Source organism: Desulfitobacterium nosdiversum, from assembly GCF_049860565.1.
GTDB lineage: Bacteria > Bacillota > Desulfitobacteriia > Desulfitobacteriales > Desulfitobacteriaceae > Desulfitobacterium_A > Desulfitobacterium_A nosdiversum.
Genome location: NZ_CP172056.1, coordinates 1754425 through 1769132 on the forward strand (window position 1 = coordinate 1754425; position 14708 = coordinate 1769132).

A 14708-nucleotide genomic window follows, 5' to 3' on the forward strand; every position below is an offset into this window, starting at 1 on the left:
AGGAATTGGGTGAATACTATGGAGAGAAATGATATACGAGGCTTAACTGAAACCGAATTAATAAACGTATGTCAAAAAATAGGCCTGCCCAAATTCAGGGGACGACAACTCTTTCAGTGGATTCAACAGAAAGCGGTTCAAAACTGGGATGAGATCAAAAATATTGGAAAATCGGATCTGGAAAAGATCCGGGAGAGGCTTTTTCTTGAGCCGCTTGATAAATTGAAAGAGTACGTTTCAAAGGATGGAACGCGCAAATTTCTATTTCGACTAGCCGATGGACAGAGCATTGAATGCGTTCTTATGGATTATGATCGGAAAAATAGCCGTAACCGCCGCACCGTTTGTGTTTCAACCCAGGTAGGCTGTCCGGTAGGGTGTGCTTTTTGTGCGACCGGTCTGGGCGGATGGCAAAGAAATCTCTCTGCTGGAGAAATTGTCGGGCAAATACTCGATATTACACATGCGATGCGTCGGGAAGATCCGGAATTCCAAGTGACGAATATTGTTTTTATGGGAATGGGAGAGCCTTTGTTGAATTACGATGAAGTATTAAAGAGCATTGGACTTCTCAACCAGGAAGCAGGTCAAAACATTGGAATGCGGCGCATGACCATATCCACGAGCGGTGTGGCGCCGAAAATTCGGCAATTAGCCGAGGATAACCCTCAAGTGGGGTTGGCCGTGTCATTGCATAGTGCGGATAATTCGAAGCGAAATGATTTAATACCTATCAATCGGCACTATCCCCTGGATGAGCTGATGAAAGCTTGCCAAGAGTATACGGAAAAGACGAGCCGGAGAATAACGTTTGAAGTTGCCTTAATTGCAGGTCAGGCAACGATGGAGGATGCTGAACAATTGTCTGAACTTTTGCAAGGACAACTTGCCCATGTTAACTTAATCCCGGTTAATCCGGTTGCCGAAACAGGGATGGCCCGACCGGATATTGGAGAAATGAAGAAGTTCGCACAAATTCTCGAACGACGGGGAATACCCGTTTCCCTCCGAGAAGAAAAAGGAACAGATATTAACGCAGCTTGCGGACAACTGCGGCGTCAGTGGGAGAGTGAAGAGAAATGAGCCTATTAGCTCGTTTTGAAGAAGTGGCGGAACATCTTTTTACGGGAGTGTTTAAAAAAAATGCAGCCCGTCTTCAGCCTGTTGAAATTGCGAAGGAACTGGTTAAAGCCATGCTTAAAAATAAGCAGGTCAGCATTTCTCAAGTCTATGTTCCCAATGTCTACCGCGTTTTTTTGAATTCGAGTGATTGGAGTCCTTTAGCTAGTTTTGGCGATGCGTTCCTCATCGAACTTTCCAAATATATCTATGCCGAAGGCCAACGCAGCGGATTTACTTTTTTATCGAAACCTTCGATTGAACTGCATTCGGATGACACGGTGAAACCCTGTGAAATGTTTGTTGAGGTGGATTTTGATGACTCTATTGTTGTGAATTGGGAAGCAGATGACGAGTATCGAGAAGAGAGTGAGCCTGCTGAAGATTGGAAAGAACAAACCAATTTTTATAAAGGACTGAGTTCATTGAATCCATTGAATCCAGTGGATTCTTTAGAACAAGGGAGGAATTCTCAGTACTATCTCGAAATCCTTGAAGGACCGGATCGAGGGAAAAAGCTTCCTTTAGAGGGTGATGTTATCAATATAGGACGCCACTCTCAATGTGAGGTCGTACTCAATGATGCGGAAGTTTCCCGCAGACACTTTAAGCTGAGTCGAATAGGTACTGGCTGGGAAATCGATGATTTAGGCAGTACCAATGGTACTTGGCTTAACAACCAACGGATTACGAAGCAAATGCTTTTTCCGGGAGACCGAATTGAAATTGGGCAATCCGAAATGGTTCTTCGACGGGAGTAGCACGGAGGTATCTATGCAGTTCATTGTTGTTTTAGGGCGTCTTCTTTTTATCGGCTTAATCTACTTTTTCTTATTCAGGGTGCTTACAGCTCTTTTAGCTGATCTTCAGTTTAAAGGTATAATACGCAGGGAAGAGCAGGATTTTGGCCGTTTGGAAGTGCTTGCAGGAGGTGAATTTTTGCCGAAAGGCAGAGTTTACCGTATTGATAGTAAAGGACTAAAGCTAGGACGCGGGAAAAATAATGAAGTTGTTCTGGCGGATCATTTTGCGTCAATGGAACATGCTCAGATCCGTCATAGGAAGGGAATGACCACCCTTGAGGATCTTGGAAGTACGAATGGTACCTGGGTTAATGGCGAAAGAATTAACTCGCCTGTTCAGTTGGTTACAGGCGATTATGTGAAAATTGGAAGTATCACCTTCCAGTATTCGAGGTGGCAAAATGAAAGTACTAAGCTTTAGCGAAACCGGATGCGTAAGAAAAAACAATGAAGATTCCTTCCTGGTACTTCCGCAATACGGAATTTATGCCGTTGCGGATGGAATGGGCGGGCATCTCGCAGGAGAAGTTGCATCACGAACAGCACTTGAAGTACTGAGCGAAGCTGCGCCGGAACTTGAACGTTTAGATTTAGATGCGCTGGAATCCTGGGTTAAAAATGCTTTAATACAAGCGAACAGCCGGGTTTTTGAGGCCTCGACGGCGAGTCCCGCTCATGAAGGCATGGGTACAACTTTAACCGTATTAGTCTTTAAAGCGGATCAGGTTGTGATCGCTCATGTGGGAGACAGCCGCGGCTATTTATGGCGGGGAGAGAAACTGATCCCATTGACGGTGGATCATTCCCTTGTCGAAGAACTTGTTCGGATGGGGCAGATTTCCCCTGAAGAAGCAGAAAAACATCCCCAACGTCATGTTCTGGTACGGGCAGTGGGAGCCTCTCAACAAATAGAAGTGGATTCCAGCTGCCAAGACTATCTTCTCGGAGACGTATTCTTGCTCTGTACGGATGGCTTTTCTAATGTCATTTCAGAGCCTGAATTGATTGAGGAGCTATCAAAAGCAGGGTCATGGGAAGAGCATATGGAACGGATGCGGCAGCTCATTCTTGACCGGGGAGCCCCTGATAATTTTACAGCGCTGTGCTGTATAGCGGAGTGAAAGAATGAAAGGTTATGGTGTGCTGCGCCTACTTAATTTAATAATTTTGTGGGTTGGTCTGGGTGTACTTGTGGCAGATGGACGGTCAAACGGGCAGATTCTCTGGCAAGCGGCAATATTTTCTCTATTGCTTCTCCTAGGGGCAATCGTCGAAAAGATAACCGCTTACAAAGGAGATCCCTTGCTTCTCGCTACTGTTCAGCTGATTGTAATCATAGGTTTGGTTTTTTTAACCCGAATTAAGCCTGCTCTAGCGATACGTCAATTTTGGTGGGCAAATATCGGGCTGTTTGCATTTTATTTTATAATTTACGGACTAAAGGATTATCGAAAACTCGGCCGCTATCAATACCTTTGGGGGTTGGCGGCAATTGCCATGCTTTTTCTGACGCTGGTGTTCGGTGTGACTTCAGGGGGAGCAACCAGTTGGTTGTCCATTGGAGGGTTTAGCTTTGAACCGGAAGAATTCGTTAAAATCGTGTTGCTCCTTTTCTTAGCCGCTTATTTGGCTGAGCATGAGGAAATTCTCAGAGTGGGAACGGTGCAAATAGGTTACCTCTCCTTACCGGATTGGCGTACGCTTGGACCTTTTATTCTCATGGGCGGATTTTCTCTGGGATTGCTGGCTGCCCAAAAAAGTTTAGGAACAGCTCTCGTTTTTTATTCCCTCTTTGTATTGCTGCTTTATGCGGTAACGGAGCGCCCTCTTTATCTCGGCGTATCTCTGCCGGTTTTGATGGCGACCGGGTTTATGGGTTATGTCTTGTTTGGTCACGTTCGAGTTAGAGTTGCAACGTGGCTCCACCCTTGGGCGGATTCTTCAGGCGCAGGCTACCAGATTTCTCAGTCCCTATTTGCCATCGGCGGAGGAAAAGTGCTGGGGACTGGATTGGGAAATGGTATTGGTGCATTTCAGGTACCTGCTTCCAGTACGGATTTTATCTTTTCTGTGATAGCTGAAGAAATTGGATTTGCAGGAGCCATGGCCCTCCTATTGCTTTTCCTTATCGTTGTCCTGCGTGCTTTTTTAATCAGTTTGCGTTCAGTCGATCGCTTTGGGCAGATCCTGGCAGCAGGTATTGGAATTTTGATAGGAACAGAAACTTTGGTTATTTTGGCTGGAGTTACGAAGTTATTGCCATTAACGGGAATTCCTCTTCCTTGGGTAAGTTACGGAGGAAGTTCTATGCTTGTACACTTTCTTTTCTTAAGTATACTGGGAAATATATCACAAATCTCAGCGGCGGATCCCTTGAACTTGAAGAACAAAGAAAGGGGGTACGCGCTGTGAGAAAAGGTTTGCACCATATTGCCCTTGGTTTTTCGATAAGCTTTATCTTCCTGAGCTTCGGGCTGGTTTATTGGCAGGTTGTGCGTTCCAATGATTTGCAGGAGAATCCTGCGAATCGGCGTCTCATTCTGATGGAACAACGTGTGGTTCGAGGAGGAATTTTTGACCGAAACGGCGAAATATTGGCTCAGACTCAAACAACCAATAATCAGCGAAAACGAATTTATCCTAAAGGAGAAGCCCTTGAACCTTTAATGGGATATGCTACACTGCAGCATGGTTCGGCAGGAATGGAAGCAACGTTCGGTGACTGGTTGTTTGGAATAAAGAATGCAACACCTGCGCAGGAACTGGAACAACTCTTCCAGCTTCCGCGAAAGGGAAACGATGTTGTTTTAACTTTGGATTATCGTTTGCAAAAAATTGCTTATGACGGGCTGAAAGACAAGAGGGGAGCTGCAGTAGCTCTTGATCCCCGTACAGGGGAGGTTCTGGCTCTCGTCAGTTACCCTGGATTTGATCCTAATACATTGGACCAAGATTGGTCAGAACTCAGCAAAAAAGCGGGAAGTCCCTTTGTAAATCACGCTTTTGCCCTCTATCCGCCTGGATCAGCGATGAAAGTCATTACCTCAGCGGCAATTCTTCGTTCAGGGGTCAATACGGGGGACCTATACAATTGTACGGGTTCAACGGTCATCAATGGACAGGTTATTCCTGAACAAAATGATAAAGCCCATGGATGGGTCAATTTTGATACGGCACTTGCTGATTCCTGCAATACTTATTTCGCGACGTTTGGAGTACGGAGCGGAGATCAGCAATTTCTTAATGCTGTTAAAGGCTTTGGCTTTGGTCAGACGATTCCCTTCGAATTGTCTGTTTCATCAAGCCGGATTACGAATAAAGCGGCTGTGCCGAAACAACTCAGTACAAATCTGCTTGCTGCAAGTTCCTTTGGACAAGGAGAAGTACTCGTCAGTCCTTTTCATATGGCTTTGGTAGCAGCAGGCATAGCGAATCATGGGGTTATTATGGCTCCTCATATTGTGGATCGCGTAATAGATGATAAGCAAAGTGTCCTTTATAAAACGGACTCGAAACCATGGTTAACGGCTTTGTCATCAGAGGAGGCCGACAAGATAAAAAGTGCGATGATTGCAGCAGTTAATGATGGAACAGCATCACCCGGAGGAATAGAGGGAATTCAAGTCGCTGCCAAAACAGGCTCAGCTGAGCCTGGAGGAAATGCCAAAACTCATGCTTGGTATATCGCATTTGCTCCTGCAGAATCCCCCAAAATTGCCGTGGCTGTTCTTGTAGAAAATGGAGGAACAGGCGGGGCCGCAGCAGCTCCAATAGCTCGGGAAATGATCCAAACCGCATTAAGCCAGAAAGTAGGTGAATCTAAATGAGCAAAGTATTTGGTGAACGCTATGAAATTATAGAACGAATCGGAGTCGGAGGAATGGCTATCGTTTATAAAGCAAAAGATCTCTTGCTCAATCGAATCGTTACAATTAAAGTGCTTCGTGAACAATTCGCTTCTGATGACGACTTCGTGCGGCGGTTCAGGAGGGAAGCGCAATCCGCTGCTAGTCTGTCTCACCCCAATATCGTCTCTATTTATGATGTGGGCAAGGATGGAGATACCGAATATATCGTGATGGAGTATGTCGAAGGGCAGAATCTTAAGGAATTGATTCGTAATTATGCCCCGTTATCTTCTGAGCAAAGCATCAATCTTGCGATGCAAATTGCTCAGGCTATTCGTCATGCTCATGAACATAAAATTATTCATCGCGACATTAAACCGCATAATATCCTAGTCACTGCGGACGGACGCTTGAAAGTTACTGATTTTGGAATTGCCCGGGCGGTTTCGGCAGCAACGATGACGCATACCGGAGATATTATCGGTTCGGTTCATTATCTGTCACCTGAACAGGCTAAAGGCGTTCAGACGAATGAGCAATCTGATCTTTACTCATTAGGAATTATTCTTTATGAGCTGCTGACAGGCAAGGTTCCGTATGACGGAGAAACACCGATCGCCATAGCCTTGAAACACTTGCAGGAACAGCCTGTACCGCCGTCAAAACTGAATCCGAGGATTAGCCAGGAATTAGAGAGTATCATCTTAAGGGCTATTGCTAAATCCCCGGAACAGCGCTATCAAACGGCAGCTGAGATGCTGGAGGACCTGGCGCATGTGCAAAACGGACAGCCTATCCGCAAAGTGGATTTACCCTATGAAGAGGATCTTGAGAGTACGCGTATTCATAAGTCCTTAAGCAATGGAGTTAATGCAGCTTTATCCTCTCAACCGAAAGATGAAGAATCTATACTGAAGAAACCGAAGAAAAAACGGAAAATCTGGCCGTGGGTGACTGCGGGAATCGTTTTGCTCTTGCTTGCTTTAGGGTTCGGGTTTAGAAGCTATATCATGGGCGGACAAGCGAAGGTTCCAGATCTGGTGGGTAAATCAGTACAGGATGCCGGGGTTTTAGTTAAGTTCGCGAATCTTCAGCTTGATCCTAATCCCGGTCAGGAATACAGTGATACTGTGGAAAAAGATAAAATCACGCGTCAGGATCCTGCTGCGGACAGCTATGTTAAATCAGGGCGTGCAATTAAAATTTGGGTAAGCCTAGGTCCTCAAATGCATACAATGCCGAATGTTTCCAATGGAAAAATGAGTTTGGACGATGCTAAAAATGCCATCAAATCTGCGGAGTTCTTATTAGGGGATAATTTCACTTCTGTTCAAGACCCGGCATCGAATTTGCCAGCCGGAACAGTTATCGGTCAGGACCCTGCGGCAAATTCGCCATGGGCTGAAAATGGGAAAATTACATTGACAGTCAGCGGCGGAACGGGTACTGCCAATCAGATCATGCCTAATTTAGTTGGGTATTCAGTGAATCAGGCTCAGAACGTACTTGTCAATCAAATGAAACTGATCCCTGTTATTAACCATCAAAAATCCCAGGATTACCCTGAAGGGGCGGTAATATCAACGAATCCGAAGCCGGGTGATCCTATTCCGGCAGGTTCAGTTGTAACTATTACCGTATCAGACGGACCGGGGCCATCTGCGTAATCCTAAGCATTGAAAGGGAAAATATGATTTCAGGTATTTTACTCAAAGGATATAGTGGATTTTATTATGTCTATGCGGAGGACCGAGTATGGGAATGTTCCCTACGCGGTCGCTTTCGTATTCGTGATCAAGAATTTTTACCCGGTGATCGGGTTCAGATTCTTCCGGGAACGGGTATAAAGGCGACGATCGAGAAAGTTGAGGAGCGCCAAAATTCTTTGGTTCGACCGACAATTGCGAATGTTGATCAGGCATTTCTTGTTTTTGCCTGTGTTTCTCCGCAACCTGACCTTAATTTATTAGACCGGCTTTTAATCCAGGTTACAGAGGTTAAAATTAAACCGATCATTATCTTAAATAAGATGGACCAGGCTGAGAAACCGAACATTGAGGATCAGGATATGTTTGCTCTATCCCGGTTAGACTTTTATCAGAACTTAGGTTATGATCTGCTTAAAGTATCGACACGGACTGGGCAAGGTTTAGATGAAGTCCGCAAACACCTTAAGAATAAAATAACAGTTTTAGCAGGTCCCTCAGGTGTCGGAAAATCGAGCTTGCTCAATGCCTTAGACCCGGCTTTAGAGCTTAAAACAGGAGAAGTCAGCCGTAAATTGAAGCGAGGACGCCATACTACCCGTCACGTCGAGTTAATGGTCTGCGGAGAAGGCTTACTGGCCGATACCCCTGGGTTCTCATCGCTATACCTTCCTAAAATGAATCGTGAAGAATTGGCTGTTTTTTTCCCGGAATTTGCAGATTATGAGGGAGGATGCCGCTTTACAAGCTGTTTGCACCATAAAGAACCGGATTGTGCCATTAAGACAGCCGTTGAAGCCGGTCATATTGAAAAGCTAAGATATGAACACTATTGTTTATTTTTAGAAGAAGTTATTGCAGCCGAGAGGAGATATTAATGTGATAAAGATTGCACCTTCAATTCTGTCCGCCGATTTTTCTCGTTTAGGAGAACAAGTCCGTACTGTCGAAGAGGCTGGAGCTGAGATCCTTCATATTGATGTTATGGATGGACATTTTGTACCGAATATTACGATAGGCTCGCTGGTCGTTAAAGCATTACGGCCGCATTCCAAAATGTTTTTTGATGTGCATTTGATGATCGAACAGCCGGAACGTTATATTCAAGATTTTGCAGAGGCAGGGGCAGACCATATTACAGTACACTTAGAAGCAACGCCCCATATTCATCGGGCAGTTCAACAGATTAAATCACTGGGTTTATCAGCCGGCGTTGCCGTCAATCCCGCAACACCGTTAGATGGGCTGAAATATATTTTACCCGAATTGGATATGGTTTTAATTATGAGCGTCAACCCGGGTTTCGGAGGACAAAAGTTTATTCCGGCAGTACTTCCTAAAATAGAAGTGTTAAGCAAGTATTTGTTGCAAATGCAATCGTCTTGTCAGATTGAAGTGGATGGCGGAATTAATGCCGAAACAGCCCGGGCAGTGGTGAAAGCAGGGGCAGGCATATTAGTAGCAGGTGCGGCAGTCTTTGCTCAGCCTGATCCAAGTGAAGCAATTCTGAAAATCCGTCAAGCATCAAACGGTCAAAGGAAAGAATAAGATGAAAGCAGCGGTATTGGCGAATGGGGATTGGGATGCTGACTGGGGATCACGAGAACTTGCTCAGGTTGACGTTTTAATCTGTGCTGATGGAGGCGGAAACAGTGCCCTTCAAGCCGGCCGTATCCCGGAAGTCCTGATAGGGGACTTGGACTCGGTTTCTTCAGAAAATTTAGAGAAATGCCGCCGGAATGGTGTCATTATTCAGCAATTTCCACGCGAAAAGGATGAAACCGATCTCGAACTGGCACTGGAATATGCTGTTAAGCAATTGCAATCACAACCCCCTGGTTCTAATTCGCAAATTATTTGGCTTTATGGAGCAATAGGGGGACGGGTAGATCATCTTCTGGGAAACATGGCGCTGATGCTTCATTATTACAAAAAGGGCTTCAGCATTCATCTGAAAGATCCCCTTCATGAAATCTATTTGTTTCAGGGGCGAGATATACTCAAAGGGTGTCCAGGACAAGAACTTTCGATTTTACCGATTACGGAAACGGCCCGGGTCACCACAAAGGGGTTGTATTATCCTCTCAAGGGCGAAGTTTTGAAGCAAGACTCTACCCGGGGAATCAGCAATGTTTTTGCTGAGGAAGAGGCGGTCGTTGAGGTCGATGAGGGGATCGTAATGCTTGTGCTGCTCTCATGAATTAAATTAGGTTAGCTTGGGTTATGTAGCTTCTCGCACATCTGCTCACTTAGCGCTCCAGGGCTTGTATACTCGCTTCCATAGCAGCTATCTTCAGCGGATAAGCATTCTTTGGAGATAGCCGCTTCGAGCGAAAATGTCCACCGGACACTTTCGTGCCAAACCACTGGGTAATACCTGAAGTGAACCAGTGGCTTCGCTAACCAACGAAAGCGTCGTGCGCTATATCGCCCTTCCGCAAATCGTTCACTTCTGTGCGAGAATCTACGCTTATATGCTATTTAGTGACTTCTTAAAGTTTTAGCTATCTATCAAAGCATGCTAAAGCTATTCTTCAGAGCGAGTTTCGATTATAGAAAGTGAGGATTTAAAGCGAGCGGAGAACAAGCTTGGGCTAAACTGCTCTTGCTTTAGAGGGATGAGTCACATGACGAAAGCCTCCAGTGACGAAATTCTCCGGTGGAGAGTTTCGCCGAAGCCGTAACCACAAAGATAAACTTTTCGGCTGAGGATGGGTTTCGCCCAAGCCACTGGCTTAATAAATTAGCTTAACGGCGAAGGTAGTAACTCACCGACCGTGAGCAGGAGCGAATTGGGAGGGCGATGACATAGGACGTGTCAAGTGTCGCATGTGCCAAGGAGGGCGAAAACATGCGACCATCCCTTAACTTGCATCCAGCAGTTTTGCCCTTAGCTTGGTCCGCGAGCGTCTGTCAGAGCGTCTATAACGTAACTCTGCTTGGATAGATTCGCTTACATAATTAGAGCAAAGGATGATTAAGTTAATGAATAACGATATTCATGATGAAATATGGGTGGGAACACTTTTAGATGGTGATGCGCGTTGGGTTGTAGCAAGAACAACGGATCTTGTTGCTGAAGCCCAAAAACGTCACCAAATGGCTCCCGTGGCAACGGCAGCTTTAGGCCGGCTTATGACAGGGGCTTTACTTCTGGCAAGCTCACTGAAAGGTGAGGAGGGGATAACGATTCGGCTTTTGGGAGATGGTCCGCTTGGTGGTGCTGTAGCTGTAGGAAATGCACAAGGCGAAGTTCGGGGGTATGTTCATGAGCCATTGCTTGATCTTCCGCTTAATAAAGCTGGAAAGCTTGATGTCGGCAGGGCGGTTGGACGGGGAGAATTTGCCGTGAGTAAGAGTTTAGAAAATGGGGAGAATTATACGAGTACGGTTCCTATGGTTAGCGGAGAAATCGCGGAAGATCTTGTACATTACCTTTTGAATTCCGAACAGGTTCCCTCAGCGGCGCTCTTAGGTGTTCTGGTTGAAAAGGATTACCATGTTGCAGGAGCTGCCGGATTATTGATTCAACTTTTACCGGGTGCTTCGGAAGAGAGTATCGGCAAAATCGAACAACAAATTCAAAGCTTGTCCCAGGGAATCAGTAAAATCACGGCAGAAGGCGTTTCAATTGAGGAAATCGTCCAAAAATTATTAGGTGATTTGCCGTATCATGTTTTGGAAAAACGAACAGCACGATTCCAATGTTCGTGTTCCAAAGAAAAAGTAGGCACAACTCTAATCAGCCTTGGCAGAGAAGGGTTTAAAGAAATCCTTGAAGACAAAAAAGCAGAGTTGATTTGTCATTTTTGCAATGAGCATTATTATTTTAATGAGGAAGAGTTAATCGCTCTTTATGAACAAGCTAACTAAATTAAAAAAAGGAGTGTCTCAAACGAAAACTTGAGACGCTCCTTCGAAGATTAATGACAAAAGCTCGACCCAATGTCGAGCTTTACTTGGACAAAACGCACAGGGATTAAACAGCGCGTTGAACTTTGCCGGAACGTAAGCATCTGGTGCAAACTCTAATCCGGGTCGGAGTGCCGTTAACGATGGCATGAACCCGTTGCAGGTTCGGTTTCCAAGTCCGTTTGGTCCGGATATGGGAGTGACTGACCTGAATACCTGTAGTAATCCCTTTTCCGCAAATAGCACAAACATTAGCCATTGCTCTTACCTCCTTTGCACCGGAAATGATACTATAATATTCTATCAAATCTATCAAAGCTTGGCAAGAGGCTAACCTCCTTTTACGTGGAAAGTGCCTCTATGTAACTTTTTTATCTCTGAATTAGAGATAAAAATCATAATAATTGTAAATTTTCTTTGAACATTACCTCATTAATTGATAAAATAGTGACGATATGGAATGAGTCGGAAGGAGAGATCCTTGAATATGGGAAAAGAAATAAATAATAATTTAGGCATAATCGATATTTCAGAAGAAGTCATTGCGACAATTGCAGGTGCCGCTGCCGTTGAATGTTATGGTCTGGTAGGAATGGCTTCCCGTAAATTAACCGATGGATTTGTAGATTTATTAGGACGAGAAAACCTTGCCCGCGGAGTAGTCGTTAAAATTGAAGATAATCAAGTTGTTATTGATCTGTATATTGTTGTAGGTTATGGGGTTAAGATTTCTGAAGTCGCAGCAAATGTTATGGAACGTGTCCGGTATACGACGGAGAACTTGACCGGACTGACTGTTGCTCAAGTAAATGTTAACGTTCAAGGTGTTCGCGTGCTTGAGTAAATCAGTGACAGATTAGGAGGATTAGTTTGAAACCAGGATTGGAAACAGAAATACAAATCAGCGGACAGCAATGGAAATCGATGATGCGGGCGGGCGCCAAAGCATTAGAGTTAAAAAAACAAAAAGTAGATGCACTTAACGTTTTTCCTGTTCCAGATGGTGATACAGGCACAAATATGAATTTAACCATTCAATCCGCGGTGAAGGATGCAGAGAAAACTTCAGGAGATTCGGTAGCAGAAGTTGCGGCAGCCATTTCCATGGGCTCTCTTATGGGAGCGCGTGGAAATTCAGGAGTTATTCTCTCTCAGCTTCTGCGGGGGATTGCCAAAAGTTTAGAAGGGCTTAATACCGTATCTGCTCAACAGATGGCGCAAGCCTTGCAGCTTGGAGTCGATACAGCCTATAAAGCGGTGATGAAACCAGTTGAAGGAACAATCTTGACCATCTCTCGTGAAATAGCTAAAGGTGCTCTTGCGCGGGCCAAGCAGGGAGGAACTCCGCTAGAAACCTTAGTTGAAGCTTATCAAAAAGGACAACAGGCACTGTTAAAAACTCCGGAAATGCTGCCTATTCTTAAACAGGCAGGCGTTGTTGATGCAGGAGGTCAGGGCTTCCTTATTATTATCGGAGGATGGGTTTCAGCACTCGAGGGGCATGTGTTAGAGGAACCGCTCTCACCACCGGTTCAACGTGGGGAATTGGACAAAGAAGCACAGCCTGGCTTTTTGGTTGTAGAGAACCTTGAATATCCTTACTGTACTGAGTTTTTGGTGAAGGGCAAAAATTTAAATGCGGATCAAATTCGCCAGGACCTAAATGGAAAAGGAGATTCCCTGTTGGTTGTGGGGACGGATGAAGTTGTTAAAATTCATATTCATGTTAAGAACCCTGGCAAAATTCTTGACTATGCTATTCAATTTGGATCACTTCATGAAGTCGGAATTCACAATATGCTCTCTCAAAATGAAGCTATGGCTCACGCCTTAAAGAATAAGGAAAAAGAAGAACAAGGTGTTAACTCAGTTCCGCTTGAGCAGAACGAACAAAACACTGAGGCAGAAATGCTTAAAGAACATGGCGTTGTAGCTGCGGCAATGGGACAAGGCATAGCGGAGGTCCTTAAAAGCTTAGGTGTAGATGAAGTTGTATTTGGCGGACAAACAATGAACCCCAGTACTGAAGATTTAGCGGAGGCTGTTCGCCGAATACCGGCAAAAAACATTTACATTTTGCCCAACAACGGAAATATCATTATGGCCGCTCGACAGGTTAAGGATGTCATTACTGATAAAAATATCTTTATTATCCCTACGAAATCCATTCCTCAAGGAATTTCAGCACTTGTCAATTATGACCCGGAAGGCGACCCTGAGGAAAACGCTCAAAACATGGAGAAAGGGTTAACTCAAATCAAATCCGGTGAAGTAACCTATGCAGTCCGTGACTCACAATTCGGTGATTTGGATATAAAATCGGGAGATATACTTGGACTAGTCGAAAATGTCATTCAGATTACAGGAAACGAGTTGTTAGAGGTTGCTCAGTCTACTTTAGAGAAAATGCAATGGCGAGATCATGATCTCGTAACCATTTTCTATGGAGAAGATATCCCGGAGGAGGAGGCTCAAAATCTCAAGGACTGGCTGGAAAAAGAGGTCTCTTCGATTGAAGTGGAATTATATCCCGGGCACCAATCGCTTTATTATTATATTTTTGGGGTAGAATAAGAAGTTAATACCATATCCCTCTGGAGCCTCCGGAGGGATTTAGTATATCGGTATAGGAGGGCGATTGTTTGGGTAAGAGTACAGTTTTTGATCTTATCGGTCCAGTCATGGTAGGACCATCAAGTTCACATACAGCAGGGGCTGTTCGGTTAGGTGCAATGGCCTTAAAAATATTAGGAACGGAACCGAAAACGGCTGAGATTACTTTACATGGTTCCTTTGCTGAAACGGGTAAAGGTCACGGTACAAATTTAGCTTTAGTCGCCGGAATTCTCGGAATGCATACCGATGATGAACGAATCCCGAAGGCTGAGCAGATTGCAGACCGGAAAGGAATAAAAATAAATTTTAAAACGGAAAATTTGGGTGATGTACACCCCAATACAGTGAAGTTTAAATTAACAGGTCAGGACGGACGTGTTGTCGAAGTTATGGGGTCATCCATTGGCGGCGGGCGAATCAAAATCAAGGAGATCAATGAATTCCAGGTTGAGGTCATGGGAGATTACCACACTCTAGTTATTCTGCAGCAGGATTTGCCTGGAGTTGTGGCTCAAGTCACTTCTCTTATGGCGAATGCACAAATCAATATCGCTCAAATGAGAGTTTCGCGCGAAAAAAAAGGAGCTCAAGCATTAACTATTGTTGAAACGGACCAAGCGGTTCAACAAACAACCTTGGTTTTAATGCGTGAACTTCCTGCGGTTTATCAAGTCATGGCCATTGAACCACTGGAATAAGGAGGT

The 14708-nt window shown here is 44.7% G+C and carries 15 protein-coding genes; 14 read left to right on the forward strand and 1 reads right to left on the reverse strand.

Translation table 11 applies throughout. From position 1 onward, the window contains the following. Positions 1 to 9: 9 nt before the first annotated feature. The 11 genes from rlmN (at position 10) to hslO (ending at position 11349) form a co-directional block, all read left to right on the forward strand. Positions 10 to 1083, forward strand: coding sequence for a 23S rRNA (adenine(2503)-C(2))-methyltransferase RlmN (gene rlmN / locus ACHOLT_RS08305; protein WP_425807197.1), 1074 nt, complete (start codon positions 10 to 12; stop codon positions 1081 to 1083). Further along, positions 1080 to 1880 carry an FhaA domain-containing protein gene (locus ACHOLT_RS08310; RefSeq protein ID WP_425807198.1) on the forward strand — a complete coding sequence of 267 codons (801 nt, stop codon included), beginning with the start codon at positions 1080 to 1082 and terminating at the stop codon, positions 1878 to 1880. The genes rlmN and ACHOLT_RS08310 overlap by 4 nt, the downstream gene beginning before the upstream one ends. Before the next feature lie 13 nt (positions 1881 to 1893). Next, positions 1894 to 2343, forward strand: a complete 450-nt coding sequence (locus tag ACHOLT_RS08315; RefSeq protein WP_425807199.1) for an FHA domain-containing protein — start codon at positions 1894 to 1896, stop codon at positions 2341 to 2343. After that, on the forward strand, positions 2324 to 3043 hold the full coding sequence (locus ACHOLT_RS08320) for a Stp1/IreP family PP2C-type Ser/Thr phosphatase (protein ID WP_425807201.1): 720 nt from the start codon (positions 2324 to 2326) through the stop codon (positions 3041 to 3043). Before ACHOLT_RS08315 ends, ACHOLT_RS08320 begins: the two co-directional genes overlap by 20 nt. 4 nt (positions 3044 to 3047) lie before the next feature. Further along, a complete protein-coding gene (locus ACHOLT_RS08325; protein WP_425807202.1) occupies positions 3048 to 4334 on the forward strand; it encodes an FtsW/RodA/SpoVE family cell cycle protein in 1287 nt (428 codons plus the stop codon). After that, positions 4331 to 5749 (forward strand): peptidoglycan D,D-transpeptidase FtsI family protein, encoded by a 1419-nt coding sequence (locus tag ACHOLT_RS08330; protein ID WP_425807203.1) that lies wholly within the window; start codon positions 4331 to 4333, stop codon positions 5747 to 5749. Before ACHOLT_RS08325 ends, ACHOLT_RS08330 begins: the two co-directional genes overlap by 4 nt. Continuing rightward, a complete protein-coding gene (gene pknB, locus ACHOLT_RS08335; RefSeq protein ID WP_425807205.1) occupies positions 5746 to 7437 on the forward strand; it encodes a Stk1 family PASTA domain-containing Ser/Thr kinase in 1692 nt (563 codons plus the stop codon). The genes ACHOLT_RS08330 and pknB overlap by 4 nt, the downstream gene beginning before the upstream one ends. Positions 7438 to 7460: 23 nt before the next feature. Next, positions 7461 to 8354: a ribosome small subunit-dependent GTPase A gene (gene rsgA / locus ACHOLT_RS08340; protein ID WP_425807206.1), complete on the forward strand. Its 894-nt coding sequence runs from the start codon at positions 7461 to 7463 to the stop codon at positions 8352 to 8354. A gap of 1 nt (position 8355) precedes the next feature. Next, complete coding sequence (rpe, locus tag ACHOLT_RS08345; RefSeq protein ID WP_425807207.1) at positions 8356 to 9024, forward strand: ribulose-phosphate 3-epimerase; 669 nt, start codon at positions 8356 to 8358, stop codon at positions 9022 to 9024. A gap of 1 nt (position 9025) precedes the next feature. Next, positions 9026 to 9676: a thiamine diphosphokinase gene (locus tag ACHOLT_RS08350; RefSeq protein WP_425807208.1), complete on the forward strand. Its 651-nt coding sequence runs from the start codon at positions 9026 to 9028 to the stop codon at positions 9674 to 9676. Positions 9677 to 10461: 785 nt separating this feature from the next. After that, complete coding sequence (gene hslO / locus ACHOLT_RS08355) at positions 10462 to 11349, forward strand: Hsp33 family molecular chaperone HslO (RefSeq protein WP_425807209.1); 888 nt, start codon at positions 10462 to 10464, stop codon at positions 11347 to 11349. Positions 11350 to 11455: 106 nt separating this feature from the next. On the opposite strand, the gene rpmB is transcribed toward hslO, so the two are convergent. Continuing rightward, the gene (gene rpmB / locus ACHOLT_RS08360) at positions 11456 to 11647 is read right to left on the reverse strand and encodes a 50S ribosomal protein L28 (protein ID WP_425807210.1); all 192 of its coding nucleotides are present in this window, start codon (positions 11645 to 11647) and stop codon (positions 11456 to 11458) included. A 228-nt stretch (positions 11648 to 11875) separates the two neighbouring features. Here rpmB and ACHOLT_RS08365 point away from each other — a divergent pair, with 228 nt between their 5' ends. The 3 genes from ACHOLT_RS08365 (at position 11876) to sdaAB (ending at position 14702) form a co-directional block, all read left to right on the forward strand. Next, positions 11876 to 12232, forward strand: a complete 357-nt coding sequence (locus tag ACHOLT_RS08365) for an Asp23/Gls24 family envelope stress response protein (protein WP_425807211.1) — start codon at positions 11876 to 11878, stop codon at positions 12230 to 12232. A gap of 80 nt (positions 12233 to 12312) precedes the next feature. Further along, the gene (locus tag ACHOLT_RS08370; protein ID WP_425807953.1) at positions 12313 to 13962 is read left to right on the forward strand and encodes a DAK2 domain-containing protein; all 1650 of its coding nucleotides are present in this window, start codon (positions 12313 to 12315) and stop codon (positions 13960 to 13962) included. Between the two features lie 68 nt (positions 13963 to 14030). Continuing rightward, positions 14031 to 14702, forward strand: coding sequence for an L-serine ammonia-lyase, iron-sulfur-dependent subunit beta (gene sdaAB / locus ACHOLT_RS08375; protein WP_425807212.1), 672 nt, complete (start codon positions 14031 to 14033; stop codon positions 14700 to 14702). Positions 14703 to 14708: the final 6 nt, after the last annotated feature.